At 73.3% G+C, this 23,618-nt stretch carries 18 protein-coding genes and 1 pseudogene; 5 read left to right on the top strand and 14 right to left on the bottom strand.

The window, feature by feature from the left end; all coding sequences use genetic code 11:
- The 3 genes from ACFUJR_RS26430 to ACFUJR_RS26420 form a co-directional block, all read right to left on the bottom strand.
- Window positions 1-674 (bottom strand): helix-turn-helix domain-containing protein (locus ACFUJR_RS26430; RefSeq protein ID WP_383450769.1); only part of this gene is annotated, 674 nt, incomplete at its 3' end.
- A gap of 274 nt (window positions 675-948) precedes the next feature.
- Window positions 949-1,617, bottom strand: a complete 669-nt coding sequence (locus ACFUJR_RS26425) for a DUF3017 domain-containing protein (protein WP_383181133.1) — start codon at window positions 1,615-1,617, stop codon at window positions 949-951.
- 2 nt (window positions 1,618-1,619) lie between these two features.
- The gene (locus ACFUJR_RS26420; RefSeq protein ID WP_383181136.1) at window positions 1,620-2,480 is read right to left on the bottom strand and encodes a bifunctional methylenetetrahydrofolate dehydrogenase/methenyltetrahydrofolate cyclohydrolase; all 861 of its coding nucleotides are present in this window, start codon (window positions 2,478-2,480) and stop codon (window positions 1,620-1,622) included.
- Window positions 2,481-2,727: 247 nt separating this feature from the next.
- On the opposite strand from ACFUJR_RS26420, the pseudogene ACFUJR_RS26415 reads away from it, so the two are divergent.
- Window positions 2,728-3,309: pseudogene (locus ACFUJR_RS26415) on the top strand (hypothetical protein).
- 87 nt (window positions 3,310-3,396) lie between these two features.
- Here ACFUJR_RS26415 and ACFUJR_RS26410 read toward each other — a convergent pair.
- The 3 genes from ACFUJR_RS26410 to purN form a co-directional block, all read right to left on the bottom strand.
- The gene (locus tag ACFUJR_RS26410; protein ID WP_383181139.1) at window positions 3,397-4,848 is read right to left on the bottom strand and encodes a DUF2079 domain-containing protein; all 1,452 of its coding nucleotides are present in this window, start codon (window positions 4,846-4,848) and stop codon (window positions 3,397-3,399) included.
- Window positions 4,849-5,107: 259 nt separating this feature from the next.
- The gene (gene purH / locus ACFUJR_RS26405; protein ID WP_383180564.1) at window positions 5,108-6,676 is read right to left on the bottom strand and encodes a bifunctional phosphoribosylaminoimidazolecarboxamide formyltransferase/IMP cyclohydrolase; all 1,569 of its coding nucleotides are present in this window, start codon (window positions 6,674-6,676) and stop codon (window positions 5,108-5,110) included.
- The gene (gene purN, locus ACFUJR_RS26400; RefSeq protein WP_383180561.1) at window positions 6,673-7,287 is read right to left on the bottom strand and encodes a phosphoribosylglycinamide formyltransferase; all 615 of its coding nucleotides are present in this window, start codon (window positions 7,285-7,287) and stop codon (window positions 6,673-6,675) included. Before purN ends, purH begins: the two co-directional genes overlap by 4 nt.
- 219 nt (window positions 7,288-7,506) lie before the next feature.
- Here purN and ACFUJR_RS26395 point away from each other — a divergent pair, with 219 nt between their 5' ends.
- The gene (locus ACFUJR_RS26395) at window positions 7,507-8,250 is read left to right on the top strand and encodes a hypothetical protein (protein WP_383180557.1); all 744 of its coding nucleotides are present in this window, start codon (window positions 7,507-7,509) and stop codon (window positions 8,248-8,250) included.
- Window positions 8,251-8,257: 7 nt separating this feature from the next.
- On the opposite strand, the gene ACFUJR_RS26390 is transcribed toward ACFUJR_RS26395, so the two are convergent.
- The gene (locus tag ACFUJR_RS26390; protein ID WP_383180555.1) at window positions 8,258-9,784 is read right to left on the bottom strand and encodes a DUF6350 family protein; all 1,527 of its coding nucleotides are present in this window, start codon (window positions 9,782-9,784) and stop codon (window positions 8,258-8,260) included.
- A 116-nt stretch (window positions 9,785-9,900) separates the two neighbouring features.
- Between ACFUJR_RS26390 and ACFUJR_RS26385 the strand changes: the two genes are divergently transcribed.
- Window positions 9,901-11,343 carry a sigma factor-like helix-turn-helix DNA-binding protein gene (locus tag ACFUJR_RS26385; protein ID WP_383180552.1) on the top strand — a complete coding sequence of 481 codons (1,443 nt, stop codon included), beginning with the start codon at window positions 9,901-9,903 and terminating at the stop codon, window positions 11,341-11,343.
- Between the two features lie 107 nt (window positions 11,344-11,450).
- Here ACFUJR_RS26385 and sucD read toward each other — a convergent pair whose 3' ends face one another.
- From sucD to ACFUJR_RS26355, 6 genes are all read right to left on the bottom strand, one after another.
- Entirely contained in the window at window positions 11,451-12,335 is an 885-nt protein-coding gene (gene sucD, locus ACFUJR_RS26380) for a succinate--CoA ligase subunit alpha (protein WP_260229316.1), read from the bottom strand.
- Between the two features lie 20 nt (window positions 12,336-12,355).
- Window positions 12,356-13,534 (bottom strand): ADP-forming succinate--CoA ligase subunit beta, encoded by a 1,179-nt coding sequence (sucC, locus tag ACFUJR_RS26375; protein ID WP_383172304.1) that lies wholly within the window; start codon window positions 13,532-13,534, stop codon window positions 12,356-12,358.
- 377 nt (window positions 13,535-13,911) lie between these two features.
- Window positions 13,912-15,108 (bottom strand): VWA domain-containing protein, encoded by a 1,197-nt coding sequence (locus tag ACFUJR_RS26370; protein WP_383172306.1) that lies wholly within the window; start codon window positions 15,106-15,108, stop codon window positions 13,912-13,914.
- A complete protein-coding gene (locus ACFUJR_RS26365) occupies window positions 15,105-17,414 on the bottom strand; it encodes a DUF5682 family protein (protein ID WP_383172342.1) in 2,310 nt (769 codons plus the stop codon). Before ACFUJR_RS26365 ends, ACFUJR_RS26370 begins: the two co-directional genes overlap by 4 nt.
- A 311-nt stretch (window positions 17,415-17,725) precedes the next feature.
- A complete protein-coding gene (locus tag ACFUJR_RS26360) occupies window positions 17,726-18,895 on the bottom strand; it encodes an AAA family ATPase (protein WP_383172308.1) in 1,170 nt (389 codons plus the stop codon).
- A gap of 111 nt (window positions 18,896-19,006) precedes the next feature.
- The gene (locus tag ACFUJR_RS26355; protein WP_383172310.1) at window positions 19,007-19,417 is read right to left on the bottom strand and encodes a hypothetical protein; all 411 of its coding nucleotides are present in this window, start codon (window positions 19,415-19,417) and stop codon (window positions 19,007-19,009) included.
- A gap of 148 nt (window positions 19,418-19,565) precedes the next feature.
- Between ACFUJR_RS26355 and ACFUJR_RS26350 the strand changes: the two genes are divergently transcribed.
- Together ACFUJR_RS26350 and ACFUJR_RS26345 are read left to right on the top strand one after the other, a co-directional pair.
- The gene (locus ACFUJR_RS26350) at window positions 19,566-20,924 is read left to right on the top strand and encodes an SWIM zinc finger family protein (RefSeq protein WP_383172312.1); all 1,359 of its coding nucleotides are present in this window, start codon (window positions 19,566-19,568) and stop codon (window positions 20,922-20,924) included.
- A 71-nt stretch (window positions 20,925-20,995) separates the two neighbouring features.
- Window positions 20,996-22,609, top strand: a complete 1,614-nt coding sequence (locus ACFUJR_RS26345; RefSeq protein WP_383172314.1) for a DUF5691 domain-containing protein — start codon at window positions 20,996-20,998, stop codon at window positions 22,607-22,609.
- A gap of 476 nt (window positions 22,610-23,085) precedes the next feature.
- Here the strand turns inward: ACFUJR_RS26345 and ACFUJR_RS26340 are convergent, their stop codons facing one another.
- Window positions 23,086-23,493 carry a cobalamin B12-binding domain-containing protein gene (locus ACFUJR_RS26340; RefSeq protein WP_352192180.1) on the bottom strand — a complete coding sequence of 136 codons (408 nt, stop codon included), beginning with the start codon at window positions 23,491-23,493 and terminating at the stop codon, window positions 23,086-23,088.
- Window positions 23,494-23,618 lie beyond the last annotated feature (125 nt).

Here is a 23,618-nt window from a genome sequence, read left to right as displayed (position 1 = left end):
GTACCGACGTCGGTGAGGAGGACGGCGGCGACGATGACGAACAGGGCGCCGAGGACCCCGGTGACGATCAGGACGGCGCGGCGACGGGGCGGTAGGGGGAAGGGTGGCGGCGCGCCCGCCGGTCCCGCGGGTGCGGTGGGGCGGCGCGGCGGGACGGAGCCCGTAGGGGAGCCGATGCCGGAGCCGGCACCAGGACCCGCACCGAAGCCCGTACCGGAGCCGACACCAGGACCCGCACCGAAGCCGGTGCCGGAGCCCGTACCGGAGCCGGGACCGACTCCCGTACCGGAGCCGTGCGGACCGCCGCCGCCGGCGCCGCTCGTCTCCGTGGCGACGTTCGCGGCGTGTGCGGAGGGGCCCCGGGAGGGCTGCCGGGGGTCCGCGGCAGGTTCGCGGCGCCCCTCGGTACGGCTCCAAGCACGCTCGGCCTGCTCCCACATCGCCGTGAGCAGGCCGGTCTCCGTGCCGGTCACCTCGGCGAGCGCGACGACGGCACCCCGGGGAGCGAGGAGCCGTCCGTCGAGGTACCTCGCCCAGGAGGCCCTGCTGTGGCCGGTGCGGTCGGCGACGGCGGCGACACTGAGCCCGCTGCGGTCGACGAGCCGTCGGAGGTGGCTCACGAACTCGCGTACGCGCGGATCGGGTTCGTCGGGCGGCGCCTTCCCACGAGCCATACGCGATTCCCCCTCGTCACCCACGCCCCCGGAAGATGCTCGGGCCAGGATGACAGCTCGGGGGCGGGGGGCGCAGGGGTGCATGCGCGTCGAGCGCGCGCCCCCGGAGCGTGACGGAGTAGCGGAATGGTCACTTCCGTGCCACAGGGCACCGGCGACGCTTGAACCACGTTGGCGCGTACATGATCCTCAAAGCGGAACGGCGCCCGTCCTCCCTCGGGGGGGAGGACGGGCGCCGTTCCGCCACCGGGGCGGCTAGGGGGTCTGGCACCCCCTAGGTGATCGTCAGATGGAGGATGTCCTCCAGGAACGGGATCTTCAGCCAGGGGGCCGGCTGCACCATCAGCGCGAGCAGCACGATGAGCGCACCCATGACGCCGTACGTCACCATGTCGGTGAACCGCGACCGTACGGCGAGCATCCCCACCGACGGCAGCGCGCGCCGCAGCCCAGCACCGGCGAGCAGCGCGACCCCGACGAGGATCGTCCCGACCCGGAACGCCTGCGGGAAGAGGTCCGTCCCCACGACCAGCAGTCCCAGCGCGGCGAGTCCGAGCACGGTCAGCAGCGGCCACTGGCGCGCGGGCGCGGGAGCCCCGCCGGCCGCGGCCCGCCCGCCGCCCTCGGGCCGCGCGGTGTCGGTCGTCAGCGCCGGAGGCCGCCGCGACCGTCCCGGGGCGTCACCGGACCCCGCTGTACCGGAATCGCCCCCGGCCGCCGGTGCACGGTGCACACCCTCGATCTCCAAGGCGTCCCGAGCACCGGCGCCCGAAGCTCCCGAAGCGTCCCGGGCACCCGCGTCCGAGGCGTCCGAGGCGTCCCGGGCACCCGCGCCCGAAGCGTCCCGAGCGCCGACGTCCGAAGCGCCCGAAGCGTCCCGGGCGCCCGCGTCCGAGGCGTCCGGGGCGTCCGACGTGTCGCCCCCCGTCACCCGCGACGTCATCGTCAGAGCGCCTCGGCCGCGCGCTCCGCGGCCTCGACGACGTTGACGAGCAGCTGGGCGCGGGTCATGGGGCCCACGCCGCCCGGGTTCGGGGAGATCCAGGCCGCCACCTCGTTCACGCCCGGGTCCACGTCACCGACGATCTTGCCCTCGCCGTTGCGCGAGACGCCGACGTCCAGGACGGCCGCGCCCGGCTTCACGTCCTCCGGCTTGATCAGGTGCGGCACGCCCGCCGCCGCGATGATGATGTCCGCACGCCGCAGGTGCGCCGCCAGGTCACGCGTACCCGTGTGGCACTGCGTCACCGTCGCGTTCTCCGAGCGCCGCGTGAGCAGCAGCGGCATCGGGCGGCCGATCGTGACGCCGCGGCCGACGACCACGACCTCCGCACCCTTGATCTCCACACCGTGCCCGCGCAGCAGCGTGATGATGCCGTTGGGGGTGCAGGGCAGGGGCGCCGGCTCGTTCAGTACGAGACGGCCCAGGTTCATCGGGTGCAGACCGTCGGCGTCCTTGGCCGGGTCCATCAACTCCAGGACGCGGTTCTCGTCGATGCCCTTCGGCAGCGGGAGTTGCACGATGTAACCCGTGCACTCGGGGTCCTCGTTGAGCTCCCGTACGACGGCCTCGATCTCCTCCTGCGTGGCCGTCGCGGGCAGTTCACGCTGGATCGAGGCGATGCCGACCTGCGCGCAGTCGCGGTGCTTGCCCGCGACGTACTTCTGACTGCCCGGGTCGTCGCCGACCAGGATCGTGCCGAGGCCGGGCGTGATGCCCTTGCCCTTCAGGACCGCGACGCGGGCGGTCAGATCGGTCTTGATCGCGGCTGCGGTGGCCTTGCCATCGAGAATCTGGGCGCTCATGGCCCCATCCTCCCGGATGACCCCTCGCTTGTTCCAATTCGCGTCGGCGCCGACCGCGCGGAGGCGGGCGGAAAAGTTGCACTCGCACAACACCCGTGCGAACCGACTGGACAAAAAGTCGACGCTACGACGACGATGTCCGCGAACTGCCGCGGGCAGTGCCGGGGGGCAAATCGCTCATAAGCTGTGAAATCTCCTCCGTCGCGGGCCGCGTTGTCCCCGCACAGACCAACGGAGGAATCCCGCGATGAGCTTCGGTGAACCGAACAACCCCTACGGCCAGTAGCAGGGTCAGCAGCCGGGCTACGGCTACCCCCAGCAGCAGGGTCAGCAGCCGGGCTACGGCTACCCGCAGGCTCCCCCGGTCCAGCAGCCGTACGGCGGCGGCTACCCGGGCGTCACGGAGATGCCGGGCGGTGTGAAGGCGGCCCGCGTGATGCTCTTCGTCATCGGCGGCCTCCAGATCCTCGGCGCCATCTTCGCCGCGCTCGCCGCGGTCGGCGTCAGCGCCGCCAAGAACGACCCCGCGCTGAAGGACGACGTCCAGTTCCAGCAGGTGGCCGACTGGTCCGTCGGCGCGGTCTGGGGCGTCACCGTCCTGATCCTCGCCTGGGGTGTCCTCGCCATCGTGCTCGGCGCCAAGTTCGGCAGCGGCGGCAACGGCGTCCGCGTCACGGCCCTGGTCTTCGGCATCATCACTGCGATCCTCGGCATCTACCCGTTCGTCATCATCGGCCTGGCCCACACCGTGATGGCCATCCTCGTCGCGGTCTTCGTCGGCAAGGGCGACGGCTCGGCCTGGTTCAACCGTCAGCGCGCGCAGTACTGACCTACGCGCCGGCCATGCCGAAGGGGCCCGGTTCCGCAAGGAATCCGGGCCCCTTCGACATGGGCGCCCCGCAGGGTCACCCCACGCTCAGCTCCGCTTGAGCACGACGAACTGTCCCGACCGCGCCGACACCTCGTACCGCGCCTCCGGGTGCAGCTGGGAAGCGAGCTGCACCGGATCCGTCACCGGCTGGGACCAGCCCGAGGCCAGGTCGAGGGCAAGGTAGTCCGGGCTGACACCCTTCGCCCCGCCCACCCAGTAGACCTTGCGGTCCGCGGTGAGGTGCGCCATCAGCGTCACGTTCGTCTCGACGCTCGCCCCCGTCGGCACCGCGTCGACCGCCCGCCGGGCCTCCACGGTCCGGGCGTCCGTACGGTACGTCTCCGAGCGCAGCAGCTCCCGCAGCGGCAGGTCCAGGGCGATCACGATCGCGACGGCCGTGACGACCGGGACGACGACCTTGCCGTACGCCACGAGCCACGCGCGCGGGGAGGTCCGGACGGCGCGGACGCCGTCGACGAGGGCGAGGAAGACGATCGGCATCAGGATGGCGCTGTAGTGCCAGATCATCCCCCAGTGGTTCGGGTCCTGGGAGACGAAGCGCCAGCCGAGCGTCGGCAGCACGAGGAGCATCAGCGGGGAACGCAGGGCCAGGAAGCCGGTGATGCCGATGAGGAAGAAGACCATCTCCCACTTGACGCCGGAGTCCAGCGAGCCGAGCAGCACCTGGACGAAGGAGACGTCGGCACCCTCGCTCGACTTCTCGATCTTGGCCCAGTAGTCGTACTGGCCGACCCGGCTCGCCGCCGGGATCAGGACCAGGACCGTCAGGGCGAAGAAGGCGGTGCCGAAGGCGGCCAGCGAGGCGCCGAGGCGCTTCTGCCCCTTGAGGAAGAGGACGGCGCCGACCATCGCGACGGTGAGCCCCATGTCCTCCTTGACCAGGACCAGCGGCGCGGACCAGGCGGCGGCCGCCGTCCAGCGCCCGAGGAGCAGGGCGCGACAGGTCAGCGCGAGCAGCGGGACGGCGAAGGCGATCTCGTGGAAGTCGGACTTGACCGCCTCCTGGAGGCCCCAGGACAGCCCGTACGCGACGGTGAGCCCCAGACCGACGGCGCGGCTGCCGAGCACCTGGTGGGCGGTGCGCCCGACGACGGCGGCGGAGGCGGCGAAGAGCGCGGCCTGCGCGAAGAGGAGGGCGAGCGGGGAGGACCAGATCCAGTACAGGGGCGCGAGGAGCGCCGTTACGGGACTGAAGTGGTCCCCGAGTATGAGGAAGCCGGGGCCCTTGATGTCGACGATCGGTGCCCGGAACTCGGCGTAGGCCCGGACGGACTGGTTGAAGATCCCGAGGTCCCAGGAGGGCGTACGGAAGTGCGCGTACTGAACCCAGGAGTAGAGGAAGTAGAGCGCGCACAGCCCGCCCGCCACCAGGGCGTACGGGCGTACGGGCGCCTCGGCGAGCCCGCGCTCCGGCGGCTCGGCACGGCCGGTCTCCGGGGCGGAGGTCTCCACCGCCCCGCTCTGTACATCCAACACCGCGCCCCCACCCACCAGCCGCCGACAAAAGAGCAACCCATTAGACCAGAGCGCTCCGGCCCGCCCCCCGGCCCGAGGCGTTCCGCGTTCGAACGGACGGCCCGCCGGTACGTGATGTACCGGCGGGCCGTCCGTCGTACCGCTTCGATCAGCGGGGTCCGATCAGCGGGCTACGGTCAGCGCGGTCCGGTCAGTGCGGGCCGGTCAGCGGGCTTCGGTCAGCGCGGTCCGGTCAGCGGGCTTCGATCAGTGCGGTCCGTCAGTGGAAGAAGTGGCGCGTGCCCGTGAAGTACATCGTCACGCCCGCCTTCTTCGCCGCCTCGACCACCTGCTCGTCGCGCACCGAACCGCCCGGCTGCACGACCGCCTTCACGCCCGCCGCCGTGAGGATCTCCAGGCCGTCCGGGAACGGGAAGAACGCGTCCGAGGCCGCGTACGAGCCCCGCGCGCGCTCCTCGCCCGCCCGCTCGACCGCGAGCTTCGCGGAGTCGACGCGGTTGACCTGGCCCATGCCGACGCCGACCGACGCGCCGTCCTTCGCCAGCAGGATCGCGTTGGACTTGACCGCGCGGCACGCCTTCCAGGCGAAGGCGAGCTCGGCCAGCTCGTCGGCGGAGAGGGCGTCGCCCGCCGCCAGCGTCCAGTTCGCCGGGTCGTCGCCCTCGGCCTGGAAGAGGTCGAGGTGCTGGACGACCGCGCCACCCGAGATGGGCTTGATGTCGTCGATCATCGCGGCCGGGAAGCCCTCGACCTTCAGGACCCGGATGTTCTTCTTGCGGGCCAGGACCTCGACCGCCCCGTCCTCGAAGTCCGGAGCGGCGATGACCTCGGTGAAGATCTCCGCGACCTGCTCGGCCATGGCGACCGACACCGGCCGGTTCACGGCGATGACGCCGCCGAAGGCCGACAGCGGGTCGCAGGCGTGCGCCTTGCGGTGCGCCTCCGCGACGTCCTCGCCGAGGGCGATCCCGCACGGGTTGGCGTGCTTGATGATGGCGACACAGGGCTCGTCGTGGTCGAAGGCCGCGCGCCGGGCCGCCTCGGTGTCCACGTAGTTGTTGAAGGACATCTCCTTGCCGTGCAACTGCTCGGCGTTGGCCAGTCCGCCGCGCAGACCGTCGGTGTAGAGCGCGGCACTCTGGTGCGGGTTCTCGCCGTAGCGCAGGGACGACTTGCGCTCCCACGTCTTGCCGAGGAACTCCGGCAGCTCCGCGTCCTCGTCGGCCGCGTAGCTGTCGGTGAACCAGGAGGCGACCGCCACGTCGTACGCGGCGGTGTGCTGGAAGGCCTCGGCCGCCAGGCGCTTGCGCGTGGTCAGGTCGAAGCCGCCGCTCTGGGCGGCCGCGAGCACGTCGGCGTACCGCGCCGGGCTGGTGACGACCGCCACGGACGGGTGGTTCTTGGCGGCGGCGCGGACCATCGACGGGCCGCCGATGTCGATCTGCTCGACGCACTCGTCCGGGCTGGCGCCGGAGGCGACGGTCTCCTTGAACGGGTACAGGTTGACGATCACCAGGTCGAAGGGCTCGACACCCAGCTCGGCGAGCTGGTTGCGGTGGTCCTCCAGGCGCAGGTCGGCGAGGATGCCTGCGTGCACGCGCGGGTGGAGGGTCTTGACCCGGCCGTCCAGGCACTCGGGGAAGCCGGTCAGCTCCTCGACCTTGGTGACCGGGACACCGGCCGCGGCGATCTTCGAGGCGGTGGAGCCGGTGGAGACGAGGGCGACACCCGCCTCGTGCAGGCCGCGGGCCAGCTCCTCAAGGCCGGTCTTGTCGTAGACGCTGACGAGTGCGCGACTGATGGGGCGCTTCGTACCTTCGGCGGTCACGGGATTGTTACCTTTCGTCCCTCAATGCGGTAGCCGTGCCGGGCCAGACGCCCCACGACCTCGACGAGCAGCGAGCGCTCGACTTCCTTGATGCGCTCATGGAGAGCGTCTTCATCGTCCTCGTCCCGGACCTCGACCACGCCCTGGGCGATGATCGGGCCGGTGTCGACGCCGTCGTCGACGAAGTGGACGGTGCATCCGGTGACCTTCGCGCCGTACGCGAGTGCGTCCCGCACTCCATGGGCACCGGGAAAACTGGGCAGCAGCGCCGGGTGGGTGTTGACGACCCGGCCGCCGAAGCGGGCGAGGAACTCCTTGCCGACGATCTTCATGAAGCCAGCCGAGACGACGAGGTCGGGCTCGTGGGCGGCGGTGGCCTCGGTCAGGGCGCGGTCCCACTCCTCGCGGGTCGCGTGGTCCTTCACCCGGCAGACGAAGGTGGGGAGACCGGCACGCTCGGCCCGCTCCAGACCCGCGATGCCGGTGCGGTCGGCGCCGACGGCGACGATCTCCGCGCCGTACCCCTCGGGATCGGCGGCGATGGCGTCGAGCAGCGCCTGAAGGTTGGTGCCGGAGCCGGAGACCAGGACGACGAGGCGGGCGGCGGCCACTGGGTCACTCTTTCCGTGGTGTTTGTACGGTCGCACGAATGAATCGTGCCTCTGGATACGGGGAACCCTACGAAGGACCCGACCGTCAGCAACGATACCGGCACACGGGAAGGCCCCCACGGGACGGGGGCGTGGCCTGGGGGTAGCGTCGGGGTTCGACGACAGTTCAGCCCGTAGTTGAGACAGCAGTTGCGACGACAGAGGGAAGACGTTCAGCAGATGCCGGAACGCCAGTCCACGGACGACAACAACCCGTTCGCGCCGCCGCCCGAGGGGCAGCCGGACCAGCCGTGGCAGCCGCGGCGGCCGGAGGGCTCGGGCGACGACCCGTCGTCCGGGGCCCCCGACGGCTCCGACCGCTCCGGAGCCCCGGGCCGCTGGAGCAGCCGCCAGCCCGGTCGCTCCTCCGACGGCTTCGGCCGACGCCCGGAGCGCCCCAGCGGCCCTGACGGTCAGGGCCAGGGGCCGGGACCCCGGTGGGACCCCACGGACCCCACGCAGCGGCGGGCGCGGTACGCGCTGCTCGCGGGCATGTGGGCGTTCTTCTTCGCGATCTTCGACATCCCGGAGCTGGCGATGCTGCTCGGCGCGCTGGGCATGTACTGGTCGATCAGCGCCCTGCGGTCCAAGCCGAAGGCACAGACACAGGGGCAGGCTCAGGGTCAGGCCCCGGCGCCCGACCCGTCACACGTCCAGCCGCAGCCCCTGTCGGCGAGCGGCCCGCAGCCGCCCGCCCAGCCAGGGACCTCGCGCATCGCGGCCCGCGCACAGCGCACGGCCGCGGTGAGCGGTCTGGTCGCCGCGGTGCTGTCCCTGCTGATCGTGGCCGGTGGCTTCACCCTGCAGATGGTCTACCGCGACTTCTACACCTGCCGCGACGACGCTCTGACCAGGTCGGGCCAGCTTGCCTGCAACGACCTGCTGCCGGAACCGCTGCGGGAGCCGTTCGGCGTACCGAAGTAGGTCCGCTCTACGCGTCGCCGTCAGGAGCCGCCTGCGCCCGAGGCGGAGCCTCGGGCGACGGAGACAGAGACAGAGCCTCGGGCGACGGGGGCGGGGGCGGGGGCGGCAGGGGCAGCGGCGGCAGGGCCGGTTCCCAGGCCGCCGGCAGGTAGTCGTACGGCTCGAACCCCGCATCGTCGTCGTCCTGCTCCGCCTCCTCGGGGAGCAGGACGGATACGGGCACAGGCACGGGCACGGGTGCCGGTCCGGGCGCCGGAACGGGGCCCGGAGCCGTGACGGAGGCCCTCGGCGGCTCCGGCGCGGGCGCCGGCTTCATGCCGCGCCGGGCCCAGGCCCGTACCCCCAGCGCCATCGGCACCCCGACCGCCGCGCACCACAGCACCGCCGCCGCGCCGGCCTGCCACCACACCGGGCCGAACTCGGCCAGCCGGCCCGTGCCGAGCGGGCCTCCCGCGGCCGCCGCGAGCAACGCCGTCGCCGCCCCGCACACCCAGGCGCCGATCAGAGCCGTCAGCACCGTGCCCCGGGCGGTCCAGGTCCGTGCCGAGCGGCCCACACCCGTCCCGAGGATCACGGCCGCCACCAGCGGGACCGCCGCCGCGGCCCAGTGCGGCCAGCCCCCCCGGCCCTCGGCGGGGAGGGCGGCGAGCAGCGGGAAGGGCGGGACGGCCGCGGCGCCGGTGAGGCCCAGGGGGGTCGCGGACGCGCCCGTACCGAGCGCGAATCCGGGGCCGAGGCCGTAGGACGCACCCCACACCGCCGCGTTCGGCACCAGCGCGGCAGCGAGGAGCAGGACCGACACGCGCCCCGACCACTCCCCCGAAGGCCCCGCGAGTCCGGCGAAGGACTCGTGCGCCGCGCCCGCGTGCCAGACCAGCGAGGCCGCGAACACGACGGCCCCACCGCCCACCAGGGCCACGACCGCCGGTCCGGCCGCGCGCAGCGCCACTGCCGTCTGTTCCTGCTCGGGCAGAGGCCGCCCGGCCGCCGTCCAGACGCCCAGACCCGTCGCCGCGGCCACCGTTGCGGGCAGCCACAGTCCTGCGGCCACCGGGTCCGCGGGCAGCGGACCGCTGGCCGCGTAGACCACGACACCGACCGCCACCAGCAGATATCCGCCGGCCATGGCGGCCACCGCGGCGCTCGCGGACGACCGGGACCCGGTCGTCTCCTCGGTGTACGGCTCCATCGTGTCCCGCGCGGCCCGGTGCAGGAGCCAGCCCGGCAGGACCATGAGCAGCAGGGGCGCCACACCCACGGGCGCGCCCGTCCCCGCCATGGCGCCCGCGCGGACCAGGTCGACGCCGTGGGCGAGCAGCCACAGCCCGGCGGCCGTGTGCAGGGCCCCGCCAGGCCCGCTGTCCGGGTACGGCGAGCTGATCCACAGCGCTGTCACCAGGACCGCCAGCGCTCCGAGGCCGAGCCCCGCCGCGACCCCGCCGCGCACGAAGGCGGCCGCCAGGGCGGCGGACCGGCCGCTCCGGACCACGGTCTCGGCTGCCGGCGAGGAGGGCCGTTCGGTCAGATGGGTCACGCGCCCATGCTGCCAACGACACGCGCTTTTCTCGCGTAACAGGCAAAACGCCGTTGTGTCGCTCAAGATACGTTTATGTACTTTTCCGCCCGGAACCCTGCGGGAGGTCGTCGTCCATGAACCGGAGCATGCCCTCCCCCAAGGAGCGGCGCAGACTGCGCGAGGCCAGAGGTTTGAGCGAGGACCAGGTCGCGGAGGCCATGGGCGTCACGCGGGCGACGGTCCGGTCCTGGGAGACCGGCCGCACCTCGCCACGGGGGCGCAAGCAGGAGGCGTACGTAAAGCTGATCGGCGCGTACGACGAGCAGCGCACGCCCTCCGACCCGCCGCAGGCCGCCCCGAACACCCACACCCGTCCGAGAGCCGCGACCAAGCGTGCGGCTAAGCCGCCCAAGGCCCCCGCGGCAGCCGCCCTCGGCCTCGGCGGAGGCCTCGGCGCCTTCGGCGGCGGCGGCATCGGCGGCGGCATCGGCAGAGGCCAGGCCCTGCGGGCCGTCCGCGCGGGCTCCCCCGGCGCCCAGCAGCCCCCGGAGAGACTGAAACCGGTGGAGACTCCCCCGCTGCCCCTGCGCCCGCCGGCCGAGCAGCCCTCCCGGGATCGTGCCGCCGAGGCCCCCGACGCTCCCGCCGGGCCCATCCCCACCGCGGCTCCCGCCGAGCCTGCCCTCGCCGCCGAGCCCGCCCTCGCCGCCGAGGCCCCCGACGCTCCCGCCGGGCCCATCCCCACCGCCGAGGTCCGCACGGCCCCCGCCGAGCCCTCCTTCACCCCGGAGGAGGCCTTCGACGCGCTCTACGCCCACGCGGCGCCCGGACTCCTCCACCAGACGTACCTGCTCACCGGCCGCCGCCGGCTCTCCCGGGAGTCCGTCGAGCGCGCCTTCCAGCAGGCCTGGCAGCGCTGGCCCGAGGTCGCGGTCGACCGCGACCCGGTGGGCTGGGTGCGGGCAGCGGCGTACGAGTACGCGCTCTCCCCCTGGCACCGGCTGCGCCGCACCCACAGACACCCGGACGCCCCGCCCACCGACCCCGGGCGGCGCGAGCTGCTCGGGGCGCTCCTGGAACTGCCGCCGCCATACCGCCGTACGGTCCTGCTCTACGACGGTCTCGGCCTCGACCTGCCCGATACGGCGGCCGAGACGGAGGCGAGCACCCCCGCCGCCGCCAACCGCGTCATGCACGCCCGTACCGTCATCGGAGAGCGTGTGCCCGAGCTCGCCGACCCCGACGCCCTCCACCGGACGCTGGGCGAGCTGGTCGCGGAGACCCCGACGGCGGCGCTCGCGGAGGCGCGGTCCGTACGGGACGGCAGCGAGCGGAGCAGCCGGATGTGGACGCGCGCGGTGGTGGGGGTGACGGCGGCCCTCATCGCGGTGACGGCCCTCACGGCCGCGACCGCGCCGACGCAGTACCTGCCGCTGATCCACCCCGGGGAGACCGTCAACGGCGTCCCGGTCCGCGGCGGCTCGCCGAAGCTCAGCCCGGAGGACGTGAAGCTGCGCGACAGCCTCCGCTCCCAGCCCCACAACGGGCCGGAGCGGCTGATCCCCGACCCGCACTGACTCCCGCCCCGCGGTACGCCGATGGGCCCCCCCCCCGCCCGGTCTCCCGGGCGGGGGGGGGGCCCACCTGTGCGGTTCAGACGCTGTCTCAGCCCGCGAGGCTGTGCTTAACCGGCCAGAATGGCGCGCGCCAGCTTGGCGGTCTCGGTCGGCGTCTTGCCGACCTTGACGCCGGCGGCCTCGAGGGCCTCCTTCTTCGCCTGGGCGGTGCCGGAGGAGCCGGAGACGATGGCGCCGGCGTGGCCCATGGTCTTGCCCTCGGGCGCGGTGAAGCCCGCGACGTAGCCGACGACCGGCTTGGTGACGTTCTTCGCGATGAAGTCCGCCGCACGCTCCTCGGCGTCGCCGCCGATCTCGCCGATCATGACGATCAGGTCGGTGTCGGGGTCGGCCTCGAACGCCGCGAGGGCGTCGATGTGCGTGGTACCGATGACCGGGTCGCCACCGATGCCGACGGCGGACGAGAAGCCGATGTCACGGAGCTCGTACATCATCTGGTACGTCAGCGTGCCGGACTTCGAGACCAGGCCGATGCGGCCCGGCTTCGTGATGTCGCCCGGGATGATGCCGGCGTTGGACTGGCCCGGGGTGATGAGACCGGGGCAGTTCGGGCCGATGATACGGGTCTTGTTGCCCTTCGACTGCGCGTACGCCCAGAAGGCGGCGGAGTCGTGGACGGCGATGCCCTCGGTGATGACGACGGCGAGCGGGATCTCGGCGTCGATCGCCTCGACCACGGCGGCCTTGGCGAAGGCCGGCGGGACGAAGAGGACGGAGACGTTGGCGCCCGTCTTCTCCATCGCCTCGGCGACGGAGCCGAAGACCGGGACCTCGGTGCCGTCGAAGTCGACGGACGTGCCGGCCTTGCGCGGGTTCACGCCACCGACGATGTTGGTGCCGTCACCCAGCATGAGCTTGGTGTGCTTCATGCCCGTGGCACCGGTCATGCCCTGGACGATGACCTTGCTGTCCTTGGTGAGGAAGATAGCCATGGTGTGCTTGACCTCGTCCCTTACTTCGCAGCCGCGAGCTCGGCGGCCTTGTCGGCCGCGCCGTCCATGGTGTCCACACGCTGCACGAGCGGGTGGTTCGCGTCCGACAGGATCTTGCGACCCAGCTCCGCGTTGTTGCCGTCGAGGCGCACGACCAGCGGCTTGGTGACCTCTTCGCCCTTGGAGGCGAGGAGCTCCAGCGCCTGGACGATGCCGTTGGCGACCTCGTCACAGGCGGTGATGCCACCGAAGACGTTGACGAACACGGACTTGACGTCCGGGTCGCCCAGGATGATCTCCAGGCCGTTCGCCATGACCTCGGCGGAGGCGCCGCCGCCGATGTCGAGGAAGTTGGCCGGCTTCACGCCGCCGTGGTTCTCACCGGCGTACGCGACGACGTCCAGGGTCGACATGACCAGGCCGGCGCCGTTGCCGATGATGCCGACCTCGCCGTCGAGCTTGACGTAGTTGAGGTTCTTGGCCTTGGCGGCAGCCTCGAGCGGGTTGGCTGCGGCCTTGTCCTCGAGGGCCTCGTGCTCCGGCTGGCGGAAGTCGGCGTTCTCGTCGAGAGACACCTTGCCGTCCAGGGCCAGGACGTCGCCGGAGGCGACCTTGGCCAGCGGGTTGACCTCGACGAGGAGCGCGTCCTCGGCGATGAAGGTCTTCCACAGGGTCACCATGACCTCGGCGACCTTCTCGGCCACCTCGGCCGGGAACGCCGCCTGGGCGACGATCTCGCGGGCCTTCTCGATCGTGACGCCCTCGTTGGCGTTGACCGGGACCTTGGCCAGCTTCTCGGGGGTCGTCGCGGCGACCTCCTCGATGTCCATGCCACCGGCCACGGAGGCCATGGCGAGGAAGGTCCGGTTGGTGCGGTCGAGGAGGTACGAGACGTAGTACTCCTCGAGGATCTCCGGAGCGGTCTCCGCGATCATCACCTTGTGGACCGTGTGGCCCTTGATGTCCATCCCGAGGATGTCCGTCGCGCGGGCGACGGCCTCGTCCGGGGTGGCGGCCAGCTTCACGCCGCCGGCCTTGCCGCGGCCGCCGACCTTCACCTGCGCCTTGACGACCGACTTGCCGCCAAGACGCTCGGTGGCCTCGCGCGCCGCCTCAGGCGTGTCGATGACTTCACCGGCCAGCACCGGTACACCGTGCTTGGCGAAGAGGTCCCTCGCCTGGTACTCGAACAGGTCCACGCGCGTCCGTCCCTTTTCTGATGATCGCGGTTCGTTGTCTGCGTGGGCGTGCCGCGGAGGGCAACGTGACTGCGCTGTCACAAGGGAGGCGTACACGGTGTCCGTGGACGCGGCATGTCCGTCTCGCAGGTTATCCCCGCAGGCCGTGGGTCCCTAAATCGCAGATCACACCTCAGCGGTGATACGGGTCACAGATCGTAGGGGTTCCGGGGCGGTCCGTAGGGGACCCAGGCGGTGACCTGGGGGCGCCTCGCACAGGTGGGAACAGGGGTGTACGGCCCTCACGGCGCGCCCGGACGCGGGGTGAGGACCCCGAGCATCCCGATGTGATATGGGCCTCAGTGTGCCCGCGCGCACCCGGTCAGGTGGTGGATCGGCTACGGATTCCGCAGCGTCTGCGCCGTGTCCGGCACGGGCAGCGGCCGCTTCTCGATCGCCGCCGCCATCACCTCGGGGAAGAGGTCCGGGGTGCAGGCGAAGGCGGGGGCGCCGAGCGCGGCGAGCGCTGCCGCGTGCTCGCGGTCGTAGGCGGGGGCTCCCTCGTCGGAGAGCGCGAGGAGGGCGACGAACTGCACGCCGGACGCCTTCATGGCCGCGACCCGTTTCAGCATCTCGTCGCGTATACCCCCTTCGTAGAGGTCGCTGATGAGGACGACGACAGTGTCGGCCGGCCGGGTGATCTGGGACTGGCAGTAGGCGAGGGCCCGGTTGATGTCGGTGCCGCCGCCGAGCTGGGTGCCGAAGACGACGTCGACGGGGTCGTCGAGCTGGTCGGTGAGGTCGACGACCGCCGTGTCGAAGACGACGAGCCGGGTCGCGATCGACCGCATGGAGGCGAGGACCGCGCCGAACACGGAGGCGTAGACGACGGAGGCCGCCATCGAGCCGGACTGGTCGATGCAGAGGACGATGTCCTTCTTGACCGACTGCGCCGCCCGGCCGTAGCCGACGAGCCGCTCGGGAACGACCGTGCGGTACTCGGGCAGGTAGTTCTTGAGGTTGGCGCGGATCGTGCGGTCCCAGTCGATGTCCCGGTGCCGGGGCCGGCGGATCCGGGCCGAGCGGTCGAGCGCGCCGGTGAGGGTGGCCCGGGTGCGGGTGGCGAGCCGCTTCTCCAGGTCGTCGACGACCTTCCGTACGACCGCCCGGGCCGTCTCCTTGGTCGTCTCGGGCATGACCTTGTTCAGGGAGATCAGCGTGCCGACGAGGTGGACGTCCGCCTCGACGGCCTCCAGCATCTCGGGCTCCAGGAGGAGGGTGGAGAGCCCGAGGCGGTCGATGGCGTCGCGCTGCATGACCTGGACCACAGAGCTGGGGAAGTACGTCCGGATGTCGCCGAGCCAGCGGGCGACGGAGGGCGCGGAGGCGCCGAGTCCGGCGGACCGGTCACGCCCGGCGCCGCTCGCCCCGGTCTTCTTCGCCCCTCCTCCGTAGAGCGCGGTGAGGGCGCCGTCCATGGCGGCGTCCGTGCCGGTGAGGGAGCGGCCGGTGCCGTCCGCCTCGCCGCCGCCGAGGACCATGCGCCAGCGGCGCAGCCGCTCGTCGTGCCCCGCTCCGTCGATCGTTCTGGTCATCGGTCCGCCCCCGCCATGTCGATGTCTTCCAGGATCAGCGCGAGCACCGGCAGGACTCCGTCGGCCCGCTCGTCGTCGAGGCCGGTGCCGAAGCCGGGCAGGCCGGCCTCCGTACGGCCGGATGTGGCGGACGGGCCGCGGGCGACCAGCTCGCCCAGGGTGCGGCGCACGCCGGGCTCGTACGCCGAGAACGTACGGCGCAGCAGCGGCAGGACGTCGGTGAAGGCGTCCGCCGTGACGCCCGTCAGCCATGTGTCGACCAGCGCGAGCAGCCGTTCGTCGTGGACGAGGAGCATGCCTCCGCCGGAGGCGCCGCCGACGAACCCCTCGATCCAGGCGGCGGCGTCGGCGGGCGGGGTACCGGGCGAGAGGGCGAGGCCCATGAGCCGCGCGGCCTCGTCCTCGTCGAGGCCGCCCTCGTCGAGGAGCAGTCGGGCGGCCCGGCCGCGGATGGTGCCCGGCACGCTGTCGCGGGCGGCGAGCCCGCGCAGGACGCCGGCCCATCTCCCGGCAAGCTCCGCGCTGTCGGGGAGCAGCTGGAGCGCGCCGTGGACGCCGTCGAGATGGCGGCGCATCTCGACGGCGGCGTCCGTGTCGAGCCCTGTGCAGACGGGCGGCAGGCCGACGCAGATCCGTTCGGCGAGCCCGGCCGCGACCTCGGCGAGCGCGGTGGTGTCGGTGGCGCGTACGTCTCCGTAGCGCAGGGAGCGGGCGAGCGCGGGGAGGGCCTGGGCGAGGTGGGCGACGTCGGTGTCGAGCGCGGCGCGGTCGGCGAGGGCCGTCATGACGACGGGCAGGGCCGCGCCGAGGCCGCCGAGCAGGCACTGCTCGGCGAGCGCGGTGACATCGGCGAGCGACGTCGCCTCCAGGGCGCGGGCCTCGGCCTTGGCGGTGGCGGCGGATTCGACCGTGGTGCCCCAGACGCCGGCCTCGGCGACGCGGACGTGCAGCTCGGGCTCCCAGCGCAGCCGCCAGCTCTCCCGGAAGGTGCCGGTGCTGCCGCGTCCTGCGACGGGTGTGCCCCAGCCGACGGCGAGCAGGGTGAGCCGGTGCAGCATGCGGCTGCGTGCCGCGTCGTTCTCCTTGCGCAGGTCCAGCTCCAGCTCCCGCTCCTGCGCCTCGGGCTTGAGGCGCAGGCCGCGCTGGAGCCGGGCGAGGTCGCGCTGGAGCGGTACGGCGGGGGCGGCGGCCGGGACCTCGCCGAGGACGTCGCCGACGACGAGGCGGTCCCGCACGAGGTCGAGCCGCAGGTCGGAGCCGTCGCACATCACGGCCCGTACGGCGTCGGTGGTCTCGCCGAGCCCGGCGAGCGGTCTGCCGCGCATCGCCGCGAGGGTCTCCGCGAGCCGCACGGCCTCGATGACATGGGCGGAGGAGACCATCGTGTCCTCCGCCCTGAGGAGGCCCGCGACCTTGGTCATCCAGCGCTCGATCGGACGGTCTGGGGCGGCGAAGAGGTGTGCGTACCAGCCCGGGGCGTCGATGCCGGCGCCGTATCCGGAACGGCGGGCGAGGCGGCGGTGGGTCCAGGGCACCCACGTCATCTCGGTCTTCACCTTGGGCAGCCCCTTGAGCAGGGCGCGGTCGGCGGTGGCGGTCGTCCTCCGCAGCAGCGCGGGGACGTGCCAGGCGCCGCAGACGACGGCCACGGCGTCGTCCCCGAACTCCTTGCGGGCGGCCCGGAGCTGGATCCGCATGTACGCCTCGCGGATCAGGTCGCGCGCGTGCCCGCCGTGGCCGTACGTCTCGCGCAGGGCGCCCATGGCGTCGGCGAGCGCGCCGAAGGGGGCGACGGGGTCTGCGGCGCCGCGCAGCTCGACCACGTCCTCCCACCAGCGCTCGGGGTCGTCGTAACCGGCGGCGCGCGCGAGTTCGGCGATCGGGTCGATCCGCAGCCCCTGGTCGGCCTCGTCCTCCTCGCCGTCGCCCCAGGTGGGGTCGGTGGCGGCGAGGGTGTGGGCGGCCGGGAGGTCGATGAAGCGGACGGCGGCGCCGTGGTCGAGGGCCCAGCGGATCGCCACCCACTCGGGCGAGAACTCCGCGAAGGGCCAGAACGCGGCCCGGCCGGGGTCGTCCACGGCGTGGGCGAGCAGGGCGACCGGCGGCCGCATCCCCTCGTCACCGGCGAGCGGGAGGAGGGCGTCGGCCTCCGGCGGCCCCTCGATCAGTACGACCGCCGGCTGCCGCGCCTCCAGCGCCCCGCGCACGGCCCGAGCGGACCCGGGCCCGTGATGCCGCACCCCGAGAAACAGCACCCCGGACCCACCACAGGACACAGCCGCCCCTCGAGAACGCCCCGCCCCGATACGCCCCTCCTCGGAAGGCGTCGCGGCGGACGTCGCGGCGACGGCAGGCGCGGACTCGGCAGACGTGCCCCCGGCAGAGGCGCCTCCAGCACGCCCCGCCCCGCTACGCGCCGACCCGGCAGGCGCCGTACCAGCGGGCGCCGACCCGGCAGGCGCCGTACCAGCGGGCGCCGTACCAGCGGGCGCCGTTCCAGCGGGCGCCGTTCCAGCGGGCGCCGTTCCGGTACGCGCCGACCCGGCGGGCGCCGTTCCCGCGCCGGTTTCCTGAGTTGCCGTCATCGACGGGTGTGCCTCCGCCGTCTGAGACGTCGTCATACGCTCACCTCGCGGCAGGCGCGGTAGAAGTCCTTCCAGCCGTCTCTCTCCCGGACGACGGTCTCCAGGTACTCCTGCCAGACGACGCGGTCCGCGGCCGGGTCGCGGACGACCGCGCCGCGGATGCCGGCGGCGACGTCGGCCGGGCGCAGCACCCCGTCGCCGAAGTGGGCGGAGAGCGCGAGGCCGCCGGTCACGACGGAGATGGCCTCGGCCGTGGAGAGCGTCCCCGAGGGGGACTTGAGCTTGGTGCGGCCGTCCGTCGTGATCCCGTCGCGCAGTTCGCGGAAGACGGTGACGACCCGCCGGATCTCCTCGACGCCTTCGGGCACGGCCGGCAGGTCGAGCGAGCGGCCGAGCTGGTCGACGCGGCGCGCGACGATGTCGACCTCCGCATCCGGCGTGGCGGGCAGCGGCAGCACCACGGTGTTGAAGCGGCGGCGCAGCGCGCTGGAGAGGTCGTTGACCCCGCGGTCCCGGTCGTTGGCGGTGGCGATGAGGTTGAAGCCCCGTACCGCCTGGACCTCCTGGCCCAGCTCCGGCACGGGCAGGGTCTTCTCGGACAGGATCGTGATGAGCGTGTCCTGTACGTCGGCGGGGATGCGGGTGAGCTCCTCGACGCGGGCGGTCAGCCCTTCGGACATGGCGCGCATGACGGGACTGGGCACGAGCGCGTCCCGACTGGGTCCGTGCGCCAGCAGCTTGGCGTAGTTCCAGCCGTACCGGATCGCCTCCTCGGGCGTCCCGGCGGTGCCCTGGACCAGCAGCGTCGAGTCGCCGCTCACGGCGGCCGCGAGATGCTCGGAGACCCAGGTCTTGGCGGTGCCGGGCACGCCGAGCAGCAGCAGCGCCCGGTCGGTGGCGAGTGTGGTGACGGCGACCTCGACGATGCGGCGCGGTCCGACGTACTTCGGTGTGATCACCGTTCCGTCCGGGAGCGTTCCGCCGAGGAGATAGGTGGCGACGGCCCACGGCGAGAGCTGCCAACGGGCGGGCCGCGGCCGGTCGTCGGCGGCGGCGAGCGCCTTGAGCTCGTCCGCGAAGGCCTGTTCGGCGTGCGGCCGCAGGACCTCGGAACCGAGGTCTGCGACGTCTGGGGCGGCGCCCGCCCCGGTGTCGGTTCCGGCACCGGGCACGGCGCTCGCGATGGTTTCGGACACGGTCATGGATCCCCCTCCAGATCGTTCGACCTGATGTGGGATCCACCGTGCACCATGGCACTGACAGTCGCCCCCGGCCGCTGTCCGGAGGGGCCGAAACCGGCTGTGCCCGCGGCCTCAGCCGGCGATCGGGGAGACCGCGACGCAGCCTCCGGCCATCGCCTCCGGGCCCTTGGCCTCCTTGATGACCTTGCCCTCGTGGATGACCTTGCAGGTGAGGTCGGACGGGTCGAGCGCGATCGGCATGACGGCCGCCGGCATGATCCCCTTCAGGGTCACCGTCTTCTTCCACGGCGTGGCCGGCTTCGTCTCCTTCTCGAGCTTCGGCTCCATGGCCGTACCGCTGCCGCCGTGGTACTCGATCGACTCGACGCCCTTGCCGGAGACCTCGTAGGTGACCTCGAAGGTCTCGTTCACGGCCTTGTCGACCTGGTCCGCGGCCTTGTCCGCGGCCGAGCAGGCGCCGAGGCCGAACGCGAGACCGGTGACGGCGAGCGCCGAGACGGCGGTGCGGATGGTGCGCTTCATGAGGGGTCCCCCTGGTACGAATCGTGTGGCGGGTCGGTGGGCAGAAAATCGCAAAGGTAAGGCAAAGTCAAATATCCGGCTTCCCTCTCTCCGTGTTCGAACGCGCAGGTCAAGTCCGTTGTCAGTGGGGCCCCCTACCGTCGGGGGCATGAACACACAGGGGGTGCGCTGGACGGCGGATCAGGTGCTGGCACTGGCTCCTGACGACGCCTCGCGCAGAGCGGGAAGCAAGCTCGGCACGGCCGGACCCTGGTCGGGTACGGGCAGCGGCGACGGAGCCGTGTGGGGGCTGTGCAGGGGCAGCGGCAGCAAGCCGTACAGGACGGTCGTCGACACCACGGGCCCGGCGTACACGTGCAGTTGTCCCAGCCGGAAGTTCCCGTGCAAGCACGCGCTGGGGCTGCTGCTGCTCTGGGCGTCGGACACGGCGGCCGTCACCGGCGCCGACGTGCCCGACTGGGCGTCCGGGTGGCTGGAGGGCAGACGCGAGCGCGCCGCCGTCCGCGCGAGGAGCGCGGACGGCGCGGGTCCGGCAGCCCCCGCCGATCCCGAGGCCGCGCGCCGCAGGGCGGAGCGGCGCTCGGCCCGGATCACCTCGGGCGCCGAGGAGTTGGAGCAGCGGCTCGCCGATCTGCTCCGCGGCGGCCTGGCCTCGGCGGAGCAGTCCGGGTACGGCCTGTGGGAGGAGACGGCGGCCCGCATGGTCGACGCCCAGGCGCCGGGACTCGCCGGCCGGGTGCGGGAGTTGGGTGCCATTCCGGGCTCGGGCCGGGGCTGGCCGGTCCGGCTGCTGGAGGAGTGCGCGCTGACCCATCTCCTCGACCGGGCCTGGCTCTCGGTGGACCGCCTCCCCGATCCCCTCGCGGCGACGGTACGGACCCGGGTCGGCCTGACGGCCCCCGTCGAGGGCCCCTCGGTGCGGGACCACTGGCTCGTCCTCGCCCAGTACGACACCGGTGACGGCAAGCTGACGACACGGCGCATCTGGCTGCACGGCCGCCAGACCGGGCGCACGGCCCTGCTGCTCTCCTTCGGAGCGGTCGGGCGCGCGCCCCAACTGGCGCTGCCCGTGGGGGTGGTGATCGACGCCTCGATCGTGCCGCACACGGGCGCCGGAGCGCTCAGGGCGGAGCTGGGAGAACGGTTCGCCGCCCCGGCCCCGCTCGACGCCCCGCCCCGCGGCGGCACCGTCGGCGACGCGCTCGCGGCGTACGGCCACGCCCTGCGGGAGGACCCCTGGCTGGACTCTTGGCCGGTGACGCTCTCCGACGTCGTACCGATACCGACGGACCACGGCTGGCAGCTCGCCGACGCGGCCCCGTCCGCGGACGGCGGCGCGGCGCTGCCCATCAGCGGGCCCGCACTCGGGCGGCCCGGCCTGTGGCGGCTCGCCTCGGTCTCCGGGGGTGGGCCGGTGACCGTCTTCGGCGAGTGCGGACACCGCGGGTTCACCCCGCTCGCCGCCTGGTCGGCCGACGCTCCCGGCGAGACGGTCCCGCTCCACTGACTCCGTACGCCCGACCTCGTACGACATCCCCGACCCGACTCCGTACGCCCGACGACAGCCTGGAGGCCTCCATGGACGCCTGGGAAGAACTCGTCACCTCGGCGCTGCTCGGCACGGATCGCCGACCGCCCGCGCTCCCCGTGACGGCCGCCGGCGGGGCTCCCGTCGCCCTGCTCGACGCCGCCGCGCTCCACACCGTACGGCGCAGGGCGGGCCTGCGACCCGGGCCCGCCGCCCCGGCGCCCGAGCCCGCGCCGGAGGACCACCGCCGCCCCCTGCCCGAGGCCGCCCGCCACCGCCTCGGTCAGCTGCTCGCGGGCCGCGTCGCCCCCGCCCCGTCCGGCGGACGGCGCGGGGCCGCGCCCGACCTCGCCGAGCTGCTCCCCCAGTGGCTCGCCACCGCCAACGAACACGGCTACAAGGCGCCCGCGTCCACCCTGCCCGCTCTCCTCGACGCCGCCCGCGCCCGTACGGACCTGCGGCCGCAGGCGCTGGCCCTCGCCGGACCGCGCGGGCTCTGGCTGGCCCGGCTCAACCCGGACTGGAAGTTCGCGCTGCGCGGGACGGGAGGCAGCGCCGCGCTCCCCGACGCCCGGGACCGAGAGGCGGTCGAGGCGCTCTGGGAGGAGGGCCTGTTCGCCGAGCGGGTCGCGCTGCTCGCCTCCATACGGGCCCGGGATCCCGCCGCCGGTCTGGCCCTGCTGCGCTCCACCTGGACGGCCGAGCGGGCCGAGGACCGGCTGATGTTCCTGGACTCGCTGCGGGCCGGACTCTCCGGCGCGGACGAGGATTTCCTGGAGGAGGCCCTGTCCGACCGCAGCCGTAATGTGCGGTCCACCGCCGCCGAACTGCTCTCCGCCCTGCCCGAATCGGCCCTCGCCGACCGGATGGCGGGCCGCGCGTCGTCCTGCGTCTCCCTGGACCGTACGGAAGGGCCCGCGAGGATCGTTGTCGAGGCGCCGCACGAGTGCGACGCCGAGATGCAGCGGGACGGAGTCGTCGCCGTCCCGCCGACGGGCCGGGGTGAACGGTCCTGGTGGCTGGGCCGGATCGTCGAGTCGGCGCCGCTGTCCTGCTGGCCGGAGCGGTTCGGAGGGCGTGCCCCCGAGGAGATCGTCGCGCTGCCGGTCACGGACGACTGGGAGGGCGAGCTGCACGCCGCGTGGTGCCGTGCCGCCGTCCGCCAGCGGGACGCAGACTGGTCGCGGGCACTGCTCGGCGCCCCGTCCGCCCCGCCGGCGACCGGCCCGGGCACGTCGTCCCTGGCGGAACGGGCGAAGCTGCTCTCGATACTCCCGCACGAGGAGCGGGCCCGCTGGGTCGCCTCGTTCATAGCGGCCCACGGCCTGTCGGAGGCCTTCCAGCTCCTCGGGGTCTGCACGGTGCCCTGGTCGGAGCCGCTGGGCGGGGCGGTGATCGACGCCCTGGACATCGCGCGGGACGCGGGCAGCTACCCCTGGAGCTTCAGCGGAGTGATGGGCCTCGCCGAACGCTGCCTCTCGCCCGACGAGGCCGCCCAACTGGAATCCCTGACCGCCCTGACGACGGACCCGGAGGACGCGTCCCCGGGAGCCGGGGGGTACTGGTCGGAGGCGTTCCAGCGCCTGGTGTCGACGCTCCGCCTGCGCGCGCAGATGCAGACGGAGCTCATGGAGCCGACGGATCCGGCAACCCCACCGGGGTAACCGCGGGGCAGTGCGGCGGATGCCCCGATGGGCGGCGGATTGAGCCGTACGGGTGAAAACCCGTCGCCGTCCCGGCCGCCCGAGCGCCCCGGCGGCGACGCGTCCGCCGGAGCGGCGCGTCCTCCCGGGCGGCGCGTCCTCCGGGGCGGCGGTCCTCCGGGGGCGGCGCGCTGCCGCCGGCGACGGGAGCGCCCCGGCGCGGAGGCGCCACGACGACCGCCTGCGCAGCACGGCGGGACACGTGGCGGCAGGGGACGTCAGACACGGCCGGACACGTGGCGGCACGGCGTCAGGCACGACGGGACACATCGCGGCACGACGTCAGACACGGGGTCCGACACATGGGGGCACGACGGAACGGCTCGGGCACGACGGCCTGGCACCACGCGCGGCGCCAGGCGCGGGCAGCGCGGCGGCGGCCCGCCCCGCGCCACCCGCGCGCGCCGCCCCGTCCTGGCCCGTCCTGGCCTCAGGCCCTACGCCGCGACGCGGACGTTCGCGTTGACCCACTCCACGATGGACGTCGTCGTCGCACCCGGGGTGAAGATCTCCGCCACGCCCTTGTCCTTCAGCGGCGCGATGTCGGCCTCCGGGATGATGCCGCCACCGAAGACCTTGATGTCCTCCGCGTCGCGCTCCTTCAGGAGCTCCAGGACCTTCACGAACAGCGTGTTGTGCGCACCCGAGAGGATCGACAGGCCGATCGCGTCGGCGTCCTCCTGGATCGCCGTGTCCACGATCTGCTCCGGCGTCTGGTGCAGACCCGTGTAGATGACCTCCATGCCGGCGTCGCGCAGTGCCCGCGCGATCACCTTGGCCCCGCGATCGTGGCCGTCGAGACCCGGCTTGGCCACCACCACGCGGATCGGACCGGTCACACCCATCACTGCCTCCACATGCGACCCCCGCGCTTCATTGCCGGGGAGGTGAACGAACGTTATCGCCAGCATCCCGCACGCCGCTGTTTCGCGGTGGGCAGCGAGGGGGAAATCACACGGTGGGACATTGT

The organism is Streptomyces sp. NPDC057271 (assembly GCF_042668715.1).
GTDB lineage: Bacteria > Actinomycetota > Actinomycetes > Streptomycetales > Streptomycetaceae > Streptomyces.
The sequence above is the reverse complement of the archived record's forward strand: the minus strand, read 5'-3'. Positions and strand labels throughout refer to the sequence as shown.

Coding starts and splice junctions, on each gene's coding strand:
- ACFUJR_RS26425 (WP_383181133.1), bottom strand. CDS start 1,617: ATGACGTCGCGGGTGACGGGGGGCGACACGTCGGACGCCCCGGACGCC.
- ACFUJR_RS26420 (WP_383181136.1), bottom strand. CDS start 2,480: ATGAGCGCCCAGATTCTCGATGGCAAGGCCACCGCAGCCGCGATCAAG.
- ACFUJR_RS26395 (WP_383180557.1), top strand. CDS start 7,507: ATGCCGGAACGCCAGTCCACGGACGACAACAACCCGTTCGCGCCGCCG.
- ACFUJR_RS26385 (WP_383180552.1), top strand. CDS start 9,901: ATGAACCGGAGCATGCCCTCCCCCAAGGAGCGGCGCAGACTGCGCGAG.
- sucD (WP_260229316.1), bottom strand. CDS start 12,335: ATGGCTATCTTCCTCACCAAGGACAGCAAGGTCATCGTCCAGGGCATG.
- ACFUJR_RS26370 (WP_383172306.1), bottom strand. CDS start 15,108: ATGACCAGAACGATCGACGGAGCGGGGCACGACGAGCGGCTGCGCCGC.
- ACFUJR_RS26360 (WP_383172308.1), bottom strand. CDS start 18,895: ATGACCGTGTCCGAAACCATCGCGAGCGCCGTGCCCGGTGCCGGAACC.
- ACFUJR_RS26355 (WP_383172310.1), bottom strand. CDS start 19,417: ATGAAGCGCACCATCCGCACCGCCGTCTCGGCGCTCGCCGTCACCGGT.
- ACFUJR_RS26350 (WP_383172312.1), top strand. CDS start 19,566: ATGAACACACAGGGGGTGCGCTGGACGGCGGATCAGGTGCTGGCACTG.
- ACFUJR_RS26345 (WP_383172314.1), top strand. CDS start 20,996: ATGGACGCCTGGGAAGAACTCGTCACCTCGGCGCTGCTCGGCACGGAT.
- ACFUJR_RS26340 (WP_352192180.1), bottom strand. CDS start 23,493: ATGGGTGTGACCGGTCCGATCCGCGTGGTGGTGGCCAAGCCGGGTCTC.